General features: G+C 54.6%; 16 protein-coding genes. 10 read left to right on the top strand and 6 right to left on the bottom strand.

All coding sequences use genetic code 11. The annotated features are described in order from the left end of the window. Positions 1 to 15: 15 nt before the first annotated feature. The 4 genes from V3O24_RS17745 to V3O24_RS17760 form a co-directional block, all read right to left on the bottom strand. Entirely contained in the window at positions 16 to 1,149 is a 1,134-nt protein-coding gene (locus tag V3O24_RS17745) for a methyltransferase (protein ID WP_331308227.1), read from the bottom strand. 13 nt (positions 1,150 to 1,162) lie between these two features. Further along, positions 1,163 to 1,783 (bottom strand): TetR/AcrR family transcriptional regulator, encoded by a 621-nt coding sequence (locus V3O24_RS17750; protein ID WP_331308228.1) that lies wholly within the window; start codon positions 1,781 to 1,783, stop codon positions 1,163 to 1,165. 238 nt (positions 1,784 to 2,021) lie between these two features. Then, positions 2,022 to 2,534 (bottom strand): DUF2380 domain-containing protein, encoded by a 513-nt coding sequence (locus V3O24_RS17755; RefSeq protein ID WP_331308229.1) that lies wholly within the window; start codon positions 2,532 to 2,534, stop codon positions 2,022 to 2,024. A 476-nt stretch (positions 2,535 to 3,010) separates the two neighbouring features. Further along, positions 3,011 to 3,448, bottom strand: a complete 438-nt coding sequence (locus V3O24_RS17760; protein ID WP_331308230.1) for a regulator — start codon at positions 3,446 to 3,448, stop codon at positions 3,011 to 3,013. 206 nt (positions 3,449 to 3,654) lie between these two features. On the opposite strand from V3O24_RS17760, the gene V3O24_RS17765 reads away from it, so the two are divergent. The 10 genes from V3O24_RS17765 (at position 3,655) to V3O24_RS17810 (ending at position 11,463) form a co-directional block, all read left to right on the top strand. Further along, positions 3,655 to 5,007 carry a histidine kinase gene (locus V3O24_RS17765; protein WP_331308231.1) on the top strand — a complete coding sequence of 451 codons (1,353 nt, stop codon included), beginning with the start codon at positions 3,655 to 3,657 and terminating at the stop codon, positions 5,005 to 5,007. After that, a complete protein-coding gene (locus V3O24_RS17770; protein ID WP_331308232.1) occupies positions 5,004 to 5,657 on the top strand; it encodes a response regulator transcription factor in 654 nt (217 codons plus the stop codon). The genes V3O24_RS17765 and V3O24_RS17770 overlap by 4 nt, the downstream gene beginning before the upstream one ends. Positions 5,658 to 5,852: 195 nt before the next feature. Then, positions 5,853 to 6,191 carry a helix-turn-helix domain-containing protein gene (locus V3O24_RS17775; RefSeq protein ID WP_104422520.1) on the top strand — a complete coding sequence of 113 codons (339 nt, stop codon included), beginning with the start codon at positions 5,853 to 5,855 and terminating at the stop codon, positions 6,189 to 6,191. A 30-nt stretch (positions 6,192 to 6,221) separates the two neighbouring features. Continuing rightward, on the top strand, positions 6,222 to 6,701 hold the full coding sequence (locus tag V3O24_RS17780) for an arsenate reductase ArsC (protein WP_104422519.1): 480 nt from the start codon (positions 6,222 to 6,224) through the stop codon (positions 6,699 to 6,701). A gap of 16 nt (positions 6,702 to 6,717) precedes the next feature. Next, the gene (arsD, locus tag V3O24_RS17785; protein WP_331308233.1) at positions 6,718 to 7,074 is read left to right on the top strand and encodes an arsenite efflux transporter metallochaperone ArsD; all 357 of its coding nucleotides are present in this window, start codon (positions 6,718 to 6,720) and stop codon (positions 7,072 to 7,074) included. 21 nt (positions 7,075 to 7,095) lie between these two features. Next, a complete protein-coding gene (gene arsA / locus V3O24_RS17790; RefSeq protein ID WP_331308234.1) occupies positions 7,096 to 8,880 on the top strand; it encodes an arsenical pump-driving ATPase in 1,785 nt (594 codons plus the stop codon). Between the two features lies 1 nt (position 8,881). Further along, positions 8,882 to 9,391, top strand: a complete 510-nt coding sequence (locus V3O24_RS17795) for an arsenate reductase ArsC (protein WP_104422516.1) — start codon at positions 8,882 to 8,884, stop codon at positions 9,389 to 9,391. Between the two features lie 40 nt (positions 9,392 to 9,431). Continuing rightward, positions 9,432 to 9,857 carry an ArsI/CadI family heavy metal resistance metalloenzyme gene (locus V3O24_RS17800; RefSeq protein WP_331308235.1) on the top strand — a complete coding sequence of 142 codons (426 nt, stop codon included), beginning with the start codon at positions 9,432 to 9,434 and terminating at the stop codon, positions 9,855 to 9,857. Positions 9,858 to 9,912: 55 nt separating this feature from the next. Beyond that, a complete protein-coding gene (gene arsB / locus V3O24_RS17805) occupies positions 9,913 to 10,971 on the top strand; it encodes an ACR3 family arsenite efflux transporter (RefSeq protein ID WP_331308236.1) in 1,059 nt (352 codons plus the stop codon). Between the two features lie 111 nt (positions 10,972 to 11,082). Then, positions 11,083 to 11,463: a hypothetical protein gene (locus V3O24_RS17810; RefSeq protein ID WP_331308237.1), complete on the top strand. Its 381-nt coding sequence runs from the start codon at positions 11,083 to 11,085 to the stop codon at positions 11,461 to 11,463. A 126-nt stretch (positions 11,464 to 11,589) separates the two neighbouring features. Here V3O24_RS17810 and V3O24_RS17815 read toward each other — a convergent pair whose 3' ends face one another. Continuing rightward, positions 11,590 to 12,561: a hypothetical protein gene (locus V3O24_RS17815; protein WP_331308238.1), complete on the bottom strand. Its 972-nt coding sequence runs from the start codon at positions 12,559 to 12,561 to the stop codon at positions 11,590 to 11,592. A gap of 325 nt (positions 12,562 to 12,886) precedes the next feature. Continuing rightward, complete coding sequence (locus V3O24_RS17820; RefSeq protein WP_331308239.1) at positions 12,887 to 16,657, bottom strand: calcium-translocating P-type ATPase, PMCA-type; 3,771 nt, start codon at positions 16,655 to 16,657, stop codon at positions 12,887 to 12,889. Between the last annotated feature and the right edge of the window lie 153 nt (positions 16,658 to 16,810).

Below are 16,810 nucleotides of genomic sequence, written 5' to 3' on the forward strand. Positions count from 1 at the left end.
GCGGTTGGTCCATGCCTAGAAAGCGCTGATTCCATTCTTCGGTCTCAGCACCAGTATCTTGCCAAGCGATTGGAGCCTTACCAACTCCTCAAGCGCCAATCCTGATTGATCGAAAAGGCTTTGCCATTCAGAAAGCGTTCTTTCCCTACCTCGGGTAGCCATGAACATCTGCATATCGAAAGCCGTACTGGAAAAATCGACGCTCAATTCCGAAACAACCAATTCCATCAGTGCAATGCGGGCACCGGTACCGGCACTTGCAGTGCTCAGATTGCGCAGCACTTTGACGCAGTTCCCGTCATCCATCCCATGCAGAACGGCGCTCAGCAAGTAGATGTCTTTATCGCTTTTGGCTGCGGGAGCCGAATCGAGCAAGTCCCCGGCTTGGAAGGTTAACCGGGACAGAAGAGTCGGCGATTCTTTGCCAATCCAATGGCTTGCCGCCGTTTGAACAACCCGGTTCCGGTCAAACACCAGAGCCGTGAGATGCGGATACCGCTTTAACAGGGCCAATGATTTACTTCCGTTCGAGCCGCCAACATCGATGATTCGATCAAACCGCCGCCAATCGAAGTCGGTAGCGAAACTGTCGCCGGTCAATGCGCCAACACTGTCCATGGCGCGGGCAAACAGCGCATCGAATTCGGCATGGTCGTCCATGTAGGCATAAAGTTCCCGGCCGTGAGAAAGCTGGAACGGAACTTCCCCGCTACGCACTCCATGCTCCAGTTGCTCATACCAGGGCCCGCTCATCTCAATCGAGTTGTGCATCAGGATCATGGCTCTGACATTCTTCGGGTTGTCTTCCCGCAAATAAGCGGAAAGCGCATTGTTTTTGAAGACCCGCGGCGACACTTCATCAAATATCCCCATGGACGCCAGCATGCGCAGCAAACGGTAAAGCGCATCCGGTTGTGCGAAGACGCGTGGCGCAACCGCTTCAACGGCCAGAGACTCATCCGCCAGCACGGATGCTATATCCAGGCGTGTGGCGACATAAAGCACCCGAGACTGCCAAAACGCCGAACCGATCTGGATGAGCCGGAATGGCGGCGGCGTGATCTTGTTGGGAATATCCTGTAGCCAGGCCGCAAGCTTCATCAGTTTTGCAAAGCGGCGAACCGCACCTGAATTTTTTTGTAACGACATCGGAAGTCTCCCGTTATTCCGTCGTTGTCGGCATCAAGCCGGCAAAAAACAGACGGCCATTGAACCCAGCCAATTCTTCAAGAAATGCTGCATCCATTGCTTTCCCCCTCTGCTCTTCAAAAACATCTTTCAGCAGCATGGGCATCATAGCCAGACTGACAAACGCCATCCTCACAATGTCCGGGTCTAATGAAGCGGTGACATGCCCGGTGGATTTCAGGTCTTGCACTTTCTGAGCGCCGCGTGTGCGCCCGCGCTCCAACAGCTGCTGGATAAAGCGCCTCCCCGGTCCTTGGTTAAGCGCCAGAATTTTCAGAATCAGCTTCGGAAACTCAGGGTATTTGGACATCGTTTCGTAATACAGCCTGAAGAAGTCTTCAAACCCATTAACGGAGTCCAGCATTTGTCCGTCCAAGGCCTTAAGCAGCGGATTCAGGGTATCGCGGATCATCTCTTCGTACAGGCCTTCCTTGTTGCCAAAGTAGTAACGGATCATCGAAATATTGGCGTCGGCCTTTTCTGCGATCAGGCGGGTCGTGACCTTGTGATATTCGTCGGACAGAAAACTGTCGAGAGCGGCTTTGAGCAGCCGTTCACGCACGGGATCGGGAGTAAACTCGGGGGCGCTAAACATCACATTCTCCAGTAGCAGATAGTGAATTTAGATTAGCAGTTGCAAATCGCCGTCACCAGAAGTTTCGTCAATCAACTTAGGCGGTTTGATTGAGCGCTTTTCTACATTAGCGCCTTACGAAATCGCCGCCAAGACCGCTGCTGACTTTGTTGATCGCAGTGAGCGATAGCGCCTTGTTTATCTGCAATCTCCTTTGCGAGAACCCTTTAAACACGCTTTCCTGAAAATTTGTTTCGATCTATCTTTTGTCAATACCGGAAATCGTCGCCTGGATTTTCCCGGCTAGTGACGCAACCGCGTGTTCGGTCACTTTTTCATGACTGCCTTTCAGCTCAATGTCATAGCGGGCAACGGCCGTCTGTTTTTTAACGTCGATTAAATAAACCCACAAATAAGAAAATAGAAAGCTGGGTTTGCTGTGCTGGCTGACGATTATCCAGTCTGCGCCGAGTCGCCGGCCTAATTGCGCAGCCAGATCATGAAAACGGAATAGATAGCCAAAACTGTCATTGGCGGCTTTTTGCATGCCGGTTTCGACAGGAACGATCTCGTAAGCATCTATTTGGCTTAACGCCTTGCTCAACAAGGGGGCCATCGATGCGGTCCGTTTCAGTTCCGCCGGCGCATTGGGCAAGGAGGTGATGTCGTTTAGCTCGAAATCAAGCACGGCAATCCGTGTCGCAGCAGTCGCCGCATCGGTTAACAAGACGCTAAAGACTAGAATGAAAAGAACCAATTTATTGATGTTCATGAGCGAACTCCTCTATTTAATGAGCGGTTAAATCGCATTCAAGGCCGCCGATTTGAGCGATTGCCAGCCGTGCCTTATCTCTTTGGGGAATGATTTTAGTTACATACCTGATGTTACGCACGGATAGTATTTCTCCCGTCTGCCGCGCCGAGCACCGGAGCTTTTATCGAGAACAGCCCGTAGGGGTGCGGCAGGGATGCCGCACGTCAGCAGAGGGGCAAGAGCCCCTTCTGCTGACCCTCGATAAAAGCGAGGAGCACAGGAAGTAAGCGGCAACCGGGTCGCCTTTTCTTTGGTTACTTTCTTTTGGCGAAGCAAAAGAAAGTAACTCGCCTTCGGGTGCGAGAACCCGATTCAGATAATTGTCGCGGTAGCGACACTTTTAATAATAAAAATGTTAATGCAGTCTAAATTCGAATAACTGCGTAACATCAGTTACATACAATGTTTCAACCCTATCGATAGCGCTTGAATGCTTACCCCTGAATTTGGTTTTTGTGTAAGCCGATAAAGTCCTGCATGCCGAGCGTCGCAATGACATTCAGCTCGTCGTCAAGAATCTCGTAGAGAACGCCGTCGCTGCCGCGAATGCTGAAAAAGACGATGACATCGCAATCGCCGCCGCCTTCCCGATGCGGTTCATCGCTGGGCAAGCTGATGGTGTAGCTGCCGACCGCCCGTATTTCCTTGAGCTCTCCATCGGCTTTGTAAATGCGATGTTCTCCCTGGATTACGAAGAGATTATTCAGGGCTTTGTGCCTGTGCAAAACGATCTGCTGACCCGCGGCAAACTTAAACAGCACGTCGATGATTTTGTTATGTTCGTCGATATCCAGAATCGAATAGTGCAAATGGTCGAAACCCGCCAGGCTTTGCCATTGGATGTGGCTGTCGTCGAAAAAATGTTTGGGCATGTGTGCGTCCTCTTGAAAGAAGTTGTAAATAGGTAGTTTTTGCCGAACTGATCAGACAACTACAGCTTATGCACTATCCGGTTTGTCGTAAGCAGACATTTGCCCGAAAAACACGGGCAATTTGCCCGCTTGTCGGACGATGCTTTTCAGCGGGGTTGCCGACCATTAGAATGCAACGCTCCGGGATTCACTCACATAGGCATACCATGAATCTACAACTGCATTTACTGTACCGTATCGCGATGGTTGCCTTGCTGTGCTTGCTGGTGATCGCATCCTATTCGCTGTACCAAAGCCACCGGCAGGCCGAACAAGCGACAAAGCAGATGGCCGAAGGTCTGGGCAGGCAGCTGGAGTCCCAATTGATGCTGATCGAGGCCGGCATTGGCCGCACCAATCCGTTTCCGGATTTCGAACTATGGAAGCAAAACGGCAGCCAGCCCGGCATTTGCGTAGCTTATGCGGCTGCCGACAGTGCGGCGTCGCACAGCGTATGCAACGGCGCAAAAACGGTGGATGCCGATTGGCCGGCAGGCTTTGAAAAGATTTACCGGCGGATTTTTAATCCCGGCAGGCCGGGGCTACGCTCGATCATGCTGCGTGACCGGGTTTACGGCTCGCTAACGGTGACGCCTAGCGCCGAGCTGGAAATAGCGGAAGCCTGGAATAAAACCCGCAACCTGATGACGCTGTCCACCGTTACGGTTTCGGCGGTCTGCCTGCTGGTCTATCTGAGTATCAGCAGGGCCTTGAAACCGGCGCAAACCATCGTCGCCGGTTTGGAAGACATGGAAACAGGCCGTCTGGCTTACCGCCTGCCGCCGTTTGAACTGAATGAATGGCAACGTATTGGCTCAGCGATCAACCAGTTGGCGGCCAGTCAGCAACAGCTGCTGGAAGAGCGGCAAAAGTTGATCGTGAAATCAATCAATGTTCAGGAAGAAGAGCGCCGTTATTTGGCCAGGGAACTGCACGATGAGTTCGGCCAATGTCTGGCGGCTATCAACGCCGTTGCTGCGTCCATCAAACAAACGGCGGCACAGCAATGCCCAGACTTGGTCGATGAAGCCGATCACATCAGCCGCATCACCGCGCATATGCTGGGTAGTGTGCGCGACTTGCTCGGCCGGCTGCGTCCGGCCGAGTTCGACGAGTTGGGCTTGGCCGCCAGCCTCAACAGCCTGGTTGCAGGCTGGAATGGGCGTGGCGGCGGCAAGACCCGCTACCGTTTAAGCATCGACGGCGATTGCGCAGCATTGCCGGAAGCCCAGGCGGTAACCTTGTTTAGGATCACCCAGGAATGCCTGACCAATATTTCCAAACATGCGGCGGCATCCGGCGTCGGCATTGGCGTAACTATCAGCCCGGAGGCGGCGGTTTTGACCGTCAAAGACGATGGCATCGCCACGGAATTACCGTTTACCGATACCGGCGGCATCGGCTTATTGGGCATCCGTGAACGGGCTGCCGCTTTGCACGGACGACTGAGCTTGGCGATTGCAGAGCCTCACGGCCTGATCGTTGAAGTCCGGTTGCCGATGACTGAGGCGAGCATATGATCAGCATTCTGCTGGTCGACGACCACGCCATCGTCCGCGAAGGCTACCGCTCTTTGCTGGCAAAGCAGCCCGGTTTGCAAGTGGTTGCGGAAGCGGGCGATAGCGCTCAGGCTTATCGGTTGTTTAAGGAATTCCAGCCGGATCTGGTAATTACCGATATTTCCCTGCCCGGCAGCAGCGGCCTGGAACTGATTGCCCGTATCAGGCAACGCCGCGCCGATGCCAAAATCCTGGTGTTCAGCATGCATCAAAACCCCGGTTTTGCTGGGCAGGCCATGCGGGCCGGGGCCTTGGGCTACGTGACCAAAAGCAGCCAGCCCGAGGAGTTGTTACGCGCGATACACGAGGTATATGCCGGCCGGCACGCCTTGAGCGCCGACATCGCCCAGGCCTTGGCCCTGGAAAAACTCGGCAGCGAACGTATCGCGCTGGAAACATTGACGGTGCGTGAATTCGAGATACTGCGTTTGCTGGTCGACGGGCGGAGCAACGATGAAATTGCCCAAACCCTGAACATCAGCCCAAAAACCGCGGGTAATTGCCATTACCTGATCAAGCGCAAACTCGGCGTTGCCAGCGATATTGAATTGACGCGGCTGGCGATTAAATTGAATGTGCTGGATCTTTTGGAGTTGTCCGCCCCCGGTTGATTCTTTTAATTGATAGCCAAAAAAGTCAGCGCAATGCCGACTTCTCCGCGATCTTCCTGTAAACCGGCTTCAAGCTTGATCACTCTGGAGCATTGCTCCGCTCTGCCCCCTTCTTTTGTAAACCAATCAGATCGCTTACAGCCCTGCCAAAATACTATTATTTTAATATTTCAAACATTGTTGTATAGTTAATCTATGGATAAACAACTTGCTACTACACTTTTTGAATCGCTGGCCTCCGGCATCCGACTGGATGTCTTCCGGCTGCTGGTTAAACATGCGCCCGACGGTCTGGTTGCCGGAGAAATCGCCTCGTTATTGGCCCTGCCGTCAACCAACCTGTCGTTTCACCTGAAAGCGATGACCCATGCCGGCTTGATCAACGTCACCCAGGAAGGACGCTACCAGCGTTACCGGGCCAATTTAACCGTGATGCAGACGCTGATCGATTATCTGACCGCCGAATGCTGCACCGGTCATCCCGAGCATTGTTTCGATGCCGGTTCGGCGTCAACCTGCTGCGACACCGACTAATTTCTTTGACTCACTCAATAAACCATCACTATGAACGTCCTATTTCTTTGTACCGGCAACTCCTGCCGTTCCATCCTCGGCGAGGCCACTTTCAACCACCTGGCGCCTGAAGGCTGGCGGGCAATGAGCGCCGGCAGCAAACCCACCGGCCAGGTGCATCCTCGCTCGCTGGCACTGCTAAACCGGGAAGGCATCTCGACCGAAGGCTATTACAGCAAATCCTGGAACGACCTGCCGGTAACACCCGACATCGTGATCAGCGTCTGCGGCAATGCCGCCAACGAGACCTGCCCGACCTATCTGGGCCCGGTGCTGCGCAGCCATTGGGGCGTCGAAGACCCGGCCCACGTTACCGGCAGCGAAGACGAAATCAACGCTTCGTTCATGACCGCTTACCGCATCCTGCGTCATCGCATCGAGCAATTTCTGGCCTTACCGCTGGATGAATTGCAGCAAGACCGCGAGCGCCTGAAAGCCGAGCTGGACCGTATCGGCACCCTGCTACCCTAATTTTAAGGAGTTTGTCATGGCGACAATTCAAGTATTTGACCCTGCATTATGTTGCAGCACCGGCGTCTGCGGCGTGGACGTCGATCAACAGTTAGTCGGCTTTTCCGCCGATGTGGACTGGGCCAGGCAAAATGGCGCAAATATCGAGCGCTACAATCTGGCGCAGCAACCTATGGCCTTTGCCGAAAATTCCGTAGTCAAAGGATTTTTGGAGCGTTCGGGCGCCGAGGCCTTACCGTTGATTCTGGTCGATGGCGAAGTCGCGTTAGCCGGCCGCTATCCCAACCGTACCGAACTGGCCCGCTGGGCCGCCATCACCGTGGAAGAAAAAAGCCAGTCCGGTTGTTGCAGCAGCGGCAGTAGCTGCTGTTAACTCATTATTGGAGATACGCCGATGAGCGATTGCAAATTTCTCGAGCAACCGCCCCGCTTTTTGTTTTTTACCGGCAAGGGCGGCGTCGGAAAGACGTCAATCGCCTGCGCCACGGCCATACAACTGGCGGATGCCGGGCGACAGGTACTGCTGGTCAGCACCGATCCGGCGTCCAATGTCGGCCAGGTATTCGGCGTCAGTATCGGCAACCGGATCGCCGCCATTGCGTCGGTGCCGGGGCTGGCGGCATTGGAAATCGATCCGCAAGCGGCCGCGCAAGCCTACCGTGACCGTATCGTCGGCCCGGTGCGGGAGATATTGCCGGACTCGGTCGTTAAAGGCATTGAAGAACAGCTGTCCGGCGCTTGCACTACCGAGATAGCCGCGTTCGACGAGTTTACCGCGTTATTGACCGATTCAACGCTAACCGCCGCTTACGATCATATCGTTTTCGACACCGCACCGACAGGCCATACCATCCGGCTCCTGCAACTGCCCGGCGCCTGGAGCGGCTTTCTGGAAGAAGGCAAAGGCGACGCCTCTTGCCTTGGCCCGCTGGCCGGACTTGAAAAACAGCGCGCACAGTACAAGTCCGCCGTGGATACGCTGGCGGATGAGACATGCACCCGGCTGATTCTGGTGGCCCGCGCCCAGCAAGCCACCTTGCGCGAAGTCGCACGCACGCATGAAGAACTGGCGTCGATCGGCTTTCAGCGCCAGTATCTGGTCATCAACGGCATCCTGCCTCATATCGAAACCGCCAACGACCCGTTGGCCGCGGCTATTTACCAGCGCGAACAATCCGCACTGCAAGCCATCCCCGAAGTCTTGCAGGCCTTGCCTTGCGACAAAGTCATGTTGAAGCCGTTTAACCTGATGGGCGTGGACGCCCTTCGCCAACTGCTGTCTGACGCGCCGGTCCAAGGGCAAATCATTGTCGATTCTCCGATCGAGATTAACCAACCCAGTCTTTCAGCGCTGGTCGATGACATAGCGGTCGACGGCCACGGCCTGATCATGCTGATGGGCAAAGGCGGAGTCGGCAAAACGACGCTGGCCGCCGCGCTGGCCGTTGAATTGGCGCGTCGGGGACTGCCGGTGCATCTGACCACCTCCGATCCGGCCGCGCATTTGAGCGAAACCCTGAACGGCGCATTGGATAATCTAACCGTCAGCCGGATCGACCCGCACGTCGAAACCGAACATTACCGCCGACACGTACTGGAGACCAAGGGCAAACGGCTCGACGACCACGGCCGAGCGTTGCTGGAAGAAGACTTGCGTTCGCCCTGCACCGAGGAAATCGCCGTCTTCCAGGCTTTCTCCCGCATCATTCGCGAGGCCGGCCATAAGTTCGTGGTGATGGACACCGCACCGACCGGCCATACCTTACTGCTGCTGGACGCCACCGGCGCGTATCATCGCGAAGTGTCGCGCCAGATCGGCGACTCCGGTCTGCATTACAGCACGCCGATGATGAAATTGCAGGACGCTAAGCAAACCAAGGTGCTGATTGTCACCTTGGCGGAAACCACGCCGGTGCTGGAAGCCGCCAACCTGCAAGCCGACTTGCGCCGGGCAGGAATCGAGCCTTGGGCCTGGGTGGTCAACAGCAGCGTTGCGGCTACGACCGTGCATTCGCCGCTGCTGCGCCAACGCGCCGCCAATGAATTGCGGGAAATCGAGGACGTAGCCGACAAATATGCCCCGCGCTACGCCGTCGTGCCGCTGCTTAGAGAAGAACCTGTAGGTGTTGCACGCTTGCTTGAATTGATCAGTAACAATCGAATCGATCCTGAACGCTGACATGACTCAAAAAAGCTACAACGTTCTGTTTATCTGTACATGGAATTCGGCTCGCAGCATCATGGCTGAAGCTATCCTCAATCAGATGGGCAACGGATATTTTCGGGCGTTTAGCGCCGGCAGTCACCCCATCGGTGAAGTCAATCCGTTATCCATCCATCTGCTGCAAAGCCTTAATTACGATACAGTCGGCCTGCGCAGTAAACATTGGGATGAATTCATCTCCGACGGTGCGCCCCACTTTGATTTCGTTTTCACGGTCTGCGACAAGACCGCCGGCGAACCTTGCCCGGATTGGCCCGGTCAGCCAATGCCGGCCCAATGGGGTGTCGAGGACCCTGTAAGATTCTTTAGATCTGTCGAGCAACAACAAAAAGCCTTCTTTATTACTTATTTATTGCTCAAGCGGCGTATATCGCTATTTTGCAGCCTGCCGATCGACAAATTGGACGCGATAACCATGAAACGTCACATCGACGACATCGGTCTTGTGCATGAAACAGGCGTCTAAAATCGGCAGCCTACAAATTTAATTTCCCGGAGCATTCGCTATGAAACGATTCCATATACACATCGCCGTTAATGATCTTGAAGAGAACATCCGTTTCTACACGGCGTTATTCCAAACTGAGCCCGGCATTTTAGAAACCGATTACGCCAAATGGATGCTGGACGATCCGCGCATCAACTTCGCCATTTCCAGCCGGGGACGCAAACCGGGACTGGATCATTTGGGCATACAGGTAGAATCGAGCGCTGAACTGGATAGCGTGGAGCAAAGCTTAACCGCAGCGGTCTTGCCTGTCGCCGCCCAAATGCAAGCCGCCTGCTGTTATGCGCAATCCGATAAATACTGGACGATTGATCCGCAAGGCATCGCCTGGGAAGCTTTCCACTCATTGGATGCCATTCCGATGTTTGGCGAAGATCAGGTCGTACAACTTGAACCGGCCCCGGCCTGTTGCAAACCGGCATGACACCAAACAACCCCTTGCAAAAGCAAAGCGCAAGCCACATTATTCGGAGACCCTGATGAACCCACCCAACTGCCCCAATGCCCGCTTATCTTTTCTTGACCGCTACCTGACGCTATGGATTTTTATCGCGATGGCGATCGGCGTCGGCATCGGTTTTCTGTTTCCGGCCGAGGTCGTCGAGGTCAATAACGCCGTGTCGGTCGGCGCCACCAATATCCCGATTGCCGTCGGCTTGATCCTGATGATGTATCCGCCGCTGGCCAAAGTGCATTACGAAGAACTGGGCGATGTGTTTCGCAATTGGCGGATATTGTCGCTGTCGCTGCTGCAAAACTGGGTTATCGGCCCGGTATTGATGTTCGCACTGGCTATCGTGTTTTTGCGCGATTACCCGGATTATATGACCGGCCTGATCCTGATCGGCCTGGCCCGTTGCATCGCGATGGTGATCGTCTGGAACGAACTGGCGCGCGGCGACAACGAATATGCGGCAGGCTTGGTGGCGTTTAACAGCGTGTTCCAGGTGCTGTTTTACAGTGTTTATGCCTGGCTGTTCATCACCGTATTGCCGCCGTTATTCGGCGTGCAGGGTAGCATGGTCAGCATCACGATCGCTGAGATTGCCGAAAGCGTGTTCATCTATCTGGGCATTCCGTTTATTGCCGGCTTCACCACCCGTTTCGTGTTGATCAAGGCCAAAGGCAAGGATTGGTATCACCAGCGTTTCGTGCCGAAAATCAGTCCTCTGACCCTGATCGCCCTGTTGTTTACGATAGTCGTGATGTTTTCCTTGAAAGGCGATTTGATCGTGCAATTACCGCTGGATGTTTTGAGAATCGCCATCCCGCTGCTGATTTACTTTGTGGTGATGTTTTTGGTCAGCTTTCTGATGGGCAAAGCCATCGGCGCGGATTACGGCAAAAGCGCCACGCTGGCGTTTACCGCCGCCAGCAACAATTTTGAACTGGCGATTGCGGTCGCCGTGGCTGTGTTCGGCATCAACAGCGGCGCGGCGTTCGCGGCTGTGATCGGGCCGTTGATCGAGGTGCCGGCGATGATTGCATTGGTGAATGTGGCGTTTTTCTTCAGGAAACGGTTTTATACGGCGCAGTAAAAATAATTTTTAAGCTCATCGTCACAAGCTGATTAGAAGCCAAACTCGATTGTCTTGGATATTCCTAATGATACATCAACATTTTTCCATAAATATCAACTACGCGGAGACATGATGCGCACATCAAAACTGGCAATTGCGTTATTTCTTTCGCTGTTCATTCCCATTGCAAATGCCGAAGATATGGCATACCTGCTCAACTCCACGCCGACAGAAAGAGCGGCCTCACAAACTCGCTTCATGAAAACAAAGCTGAACCTCTCTCAGGATGAGGTTACCAAGATACAGGAAATCAACCGGGAATATGCGGAAAAAATAGAACCCGTGTTGAAAGGATCAGGCATCAGTTTCCTTAAAATGCGCGACATCAAAGCCATTTTGGAACAGAAAGATGATACCTTGCGCAGCGTTCTGACACCCGGACAGTTTGATGTCTACACAAATGCCAAAGACGAATTGAAGCAGGCCCTGCAACAGGATCTGGAGCATTGATCGCCGCTATGACGGTAGGACTGTCTGATTGATTGCTTCGTGGGACGGCGGGCAAAAGCGAACGCCCGCCGCCATGTTCGGAACATGGGAATGTCGGGCATAAACAGCATACCCGACTGGACTAACTCAATAAGCCGGCCCGATATAAAGGATTTGCACATTGCCGCCGGTAACGTAGGCTTGACGTTGGTTGTTGCAGGTGCCGGCGTCGCTGCGTTCATCGCAGTAGTAGGTTTTCTTGGGTCCAATGATCGCCTTGTACTGAGTGCCGTTTGGCGTGGTACAAGTATGTTTTTTCGATGCGCGCGGCGCCATTTTGGGTGCGGCGCAGGCCTTGGTCGGATTGGGGTAGCCGGAGTTGGCCAGATTGCCGCTACAGTTGGTGGCGGCCCATCCGAACACACCGGGGAGATTGGCATTCTTGCCGAGCACTGCGTTCTTCGCAAGACTGGTGGACGCGGGCCAGCCGGTTTGCGGATTGCCCCCGGCATCCTGGGTGGAGACTTGCAGAATTGAGTTGACGCCATTGACGGCGCTGATGTCGGTGTCGTCGGCATTGGCGCAACCGGCGCCGACAGAACCGTTGACGCCGAAGTTGATCGAAGCCTCGGCCAAGTTAGTGGCGTTCGGGAAAGTGCTGTTGCTGCAACCGTTGTTGTCTTTGAAGCCCACGTCGGTCGGGGTAAAGAAATAGTTGAACGTCACGGCTGGACTGCAACTTGCGCTGCCGCAACTGATGGTCTGCGGCGTATAGGTAATCGTCTCGCCGGCAGCCATTTGGTACGAGCCTTTGTCGTTGACGCCGGGCACCAGGGTAAAGCTGACAGTCTTGCCGGCAACGCTGGAAGTGAACACCAGATTGCTGTCGGTAAGGCTTTGGATTTGCGTGCCGAGGTTGCTGCAATTCGGCGGCAATGTGGCCGGCGGTTGTCCAAGCACGATATTGGCGTATACCGGCGCGTTTGAACTATTGGTGATCGACACGCTAGTGGGCGAGCCGCCGGACGGCAATGCGTTCTGATCCGCGAATGCGGTTGCCGAGGCCAACAGCAAAGCGGTACTGCCGAGATTCAACAGAAGTGTGCGATATGGATTCATAGTGAGTTCCTTAGTGTCAGTGGTTGATGGTCCCGGCGGTCAATATAACGCTTACAAAGACCGACCCGGCAGCCGGAATGTTATAGCAAACAAACATCAAGCATCATACTGTTTTTTAAGGAAAATAATGTAGTCCATTGCTTACACTGCATGGGCAAAAAGATAAGCCTTGCCAAGACCCGCAAAAAACTTAGGAACATGCATAAATTAATTTAAGCAATCACCATGAAGCGCATGAAGGACATGACGACTTAAATCCTTCATGTCCTTCATGCGCTTCATGGTTTAAAAATAAAATTTGCTCAAGTTATTTCATGCACGATCCTTAGAAACGGATTTGCAGTCCGCGCATAACGCTCCCAGCGCGCAACATTTTGCGCAGTTCTTCAAGCACCAGTATTGACGCGGCAACACCGGTCGCCATCAGCCAATCCGTCTGCGTCAATGCCGTGGTATGGAATATCAGCTGCGCGGGCGGCCAGTGTATGACCAGTATTTGCAGCAGCATCACCGTAAATAGTGCCAGCCAGAGCCATCTGTTGGCGCAAAAATGCCGATTGAAGCTCGTGCCTTTTTCCGACCGGGCGTTAAACACGTTGAACACCTGGAACAGCACGAAGGTGGTGAACGCCAAAGTCGCGGCATGCAGACTTTCACCGGTTTGCAGGCCGTAATACAAAATCCCTAAGGTACCGGCAGCCATGGTCAGCCCATAACCGAGCAGATTACCGAAACGCCGTAATGACAGTATCCGCGCGTCGGGGTCGCGCGGCGCTTCGTCCATGCTGCCGGCGCGAACCGGATCGACGCCCAGCGACATGGCCGGAGGACCGTCCATGATGATGTTGATCCACAGCAATTGCACGGCGGTAAACGGCACCGGCATGCCCAGCAGCGGCGCGCCGACGACGGTCAGTATCGCGCCGATATTGGTAGACAGCTGGAAGCGGACGAATTTGATCATGTTGTCGTAAATGCCCCGCCCTTCTTTGACCGCCTTGACGATGGTGGCGAAATTGTCATCGGTCAGTATCATCGACGCGGCTTCCCTGGCAACGTCGGTGCCGGTGACGCCCATCGCGATGCCTATATCGGCGCTCTTTAACGCGGGCGCGTCGTTGACGCCGTCCCCGGTCATCGCCACAACATGACCGTCGGCTTTCAGGGCTTTGATGATCCGTACTTTTTGCTCCGGCGCGGTGCGGGCAAACACGGCGATCGCATTGATACGCGCCGCCAGAGCGCCGTCGTCCATCTGAGCCAGTTCTTCGCCTTCGATCACCTCACCGGCCAAGCCCAGTTCCTGCGCAATCGCAAAAGCCGTCACTTTCTGGTCGCCGGTAATCATTTTGACCGCGATACCGGCCTGTTGGCATAGCTTGATGGCCTCGCGGGCTTCGGCCCTTGGCGGGTCCATTAAACCGACCAGAGCGATAAAGCTAAGCTCCTGAACATATTGGAACAGGTCATTATCCTGGTTAAACTCGCCCGCCGGTAATGTGCGAACAGCGACGCCCAGCACCCGCAAACCGGTGCCCGCCATGATTTGATTTTGGGCCAGCAACGTTTCGGGCTCAACCGGCAACGGGTTCCCACTGCTATCAACAACCGAGTTACACAGTTTGAGCAAGACTTCCGGCGCGCCCTTAATAAATACTTTGACCCGGTCGCCGTCTTGATGGAAGGTCGCCATGAATTTATGTTCGGCATCAAAAGGGAGTTCGGCGATACGCGGCAGTTGCAAGTGAGCCTGTTTCTTGTCGATACCGCCTTTGGCCGCAAGCACCAATAATGCGCTTTCCATCGGATCGCCCACCACCTGCTTGCCCTGCAAACGGCTGTTGTTGCATAACGCTAGCGGCAGCAGTAAATCCGCCAAATCGTCGACTGCATTGCCGCCGCCAACCGGTAAAATCCGGCCGGCCGTTTCATAGCCTTCGCCGCTGACCTTATAGCTTCGGCCTTTATAGAAAATTGACCGTGCAGTCATCTGGTTGACGGTCAAGGTTCCGGTTTTGTCGGTGCAGATCACCGTGGTGCAGCCCAAGGTTTCCACGGCGGCCAGACGCTTGACGATAGCGCGTTGGCGGGCCATGCGATGCATCCCCAAAGCCAGGGTGACGGTGACTACTGCGGGTAAGCCTTCGGGAATCGCCGCCACGGCCAATGCAATCGCGTCGAATGCTATCCGCACCAAGGCTTCTCCGCGCCACAAGGCGGCCGCAATCAGGAGCCCGATGATCCCCAGCGCAATCAAGGCCAGCCGCTTGCCCAGGCTGTCGAGCTGTATTTGCAACGGAGTCTCGCCGTCTTTTTCTTCCGACAACAGGCCCGCCAATTTACCGATCTCGGTATCCATCCCGATTGCGGTCACCAACATTTTGGCTCGGCCGCGGGTGACGGTATTGTTCATATAAAGCATGTTGCCGCGCTCGGCCAGCGGCATCGTTGCCTGTTCGAGCCCCTGCTCGTATTTGGCAACGGGCACCGACTCGCCGGTCAATGAAGACTCGTCGACTTCCAGCGTTTGGCAGGAAATAATACGGCCGTCTGCCGGGATCTTGTCGCCGGGTTCCAGAATGACTATATCGCCCGGCACCAGCTGGTCGGCCGGCAATTCAACGGTGCGTCCGTCACGGCGCACCTCGGCACGCAACGCGAGCATATTCTTAAGCGCCGCCAGCGATTTTTCGGCCTGGAACTCCTGATAAAACCCCAACAATGCGTTAATGACCACAACGGCCAGAATCACTATGCCGTCCGTTAAGTCACCGATAGCGGCGGCCAAGACAGCCGCCGCTATCAGTACCACAATAAGAAAGCTTTTAAACTGGGCCAGCAATACATACCAGGCGGAGCGCGGCGGTTTTTCGGCCAGCCGGTTGAACCCGTAACGCTTTTGCCGGTCCGTCGCTACGCCTGAACTCAAACCGGCCGCGGCGTCCGAAGCCTGTGTTGAGAGCGCTTTTTCAACCGACAGGGTATGCCAGTTGGGCCGAACATCCCTATCCGGGGAAGCTGGCGCGTCCTGTTTCCGCTCTTCAGTCTGTTGTTGCTTCAACCAGGCGTGCCACACGGCCAGCAGGACGGCTAAAATCACCGGCCCCAAAAAGAGCCCAACTGCGCCGAAGGTCGTGAGCCCACCAAGAACGCCGAACAACACCACCAGAAAAGGTATCCGGCCCGCGCCGCTAATGACCAACGGCCGGATCACATTATCCACCGTACTGACCACCAGGAATCCCCAGAGAAACAATCCTATTCCCTGCCAATGCTGCTCTGTCAATATCAGCATGACGCTTAGCGGCATCCATACCAGTGTCGCCCCCATCGGAACCATAGCCAACAGCGCGGTCATCGCGCCAAACAATACCGGCGCCTGGACTCCGGCGACATAATAACCCAATCCGGCCAGCGCACCCTGCCCCAGCGCGGCAAGCACCAAGCCGTAAACCACGGCTCGGGTCGTCTGTCCGGCGGCTTGCAGATAGACGTGCTGATATGCCCCCAAAAACCGCACCAGGCCTTGTTGCAGCTGCTTAACAACCTCGTCGCCGTCACGGAAGCAAAAAAACACCGTAACCAGGATGACGCCTAACTTTATAACGTAACGGCCGATACCGCCGAGGAATTTGGCGAATTCGCCCGACCACTGCTGCGCCCATGCGGCAAATTGCGCCAGCACTGCCGCCCTGTCGCCAGCCACCCGGTCCAACCATTCCTGCGCCGTGCCACCCAGTCCCGGAATGCGTCTGATAAAATCCGGCAGGCGGTAAGCATCCTGGTTAAAGCCGTCGATCAGGGTTTGATAAGCAATTGTTAGTTCATTCTGCAACATGGCGACCAGCCAATAAACGGCCAGTAAGATTACTGTCGCAATAATCGCCGTCATTACCGCCGCACTGAGCGCGGCATTATCTTTGAACTTATGTCTTAGATAGCGATATGGCGGCCATGCCACATAGGCGATAATCAACGCCCAGATCAGAGTCAGCAAAAACTCGCGCAGCACCATAAAGCCCAGCCATAACAGGCCGGCCAGTAAAATACCGGGAATCAGCCGACGTATCGGTGTACTTCCTAAATAATCATTCATGCCCGTGACTCAAAAAAGTAAAAAGTAAGCGCCAACCCGATGCCCAAACATCATTGTATGCTATAGCCGTTTAATTCTCAGCAATATGCGAGATGTGCTTTAATACCTACACATTGTCATTATTCTGTCATGTCATTATGAATCGCCTGCTAT

The sequence above is a fragment of the Methylobacter sp. Wu8 genome (assembly GCF_036440755.1).
Taxonomy (GTDB): domain Bacteria; phylum Pseudomonadota; class Gammaproteobacteria; order Methylococcales; family Methylomonadaceae; genus Methylobacter_A; species Methylobacter_A tundripaludum_A.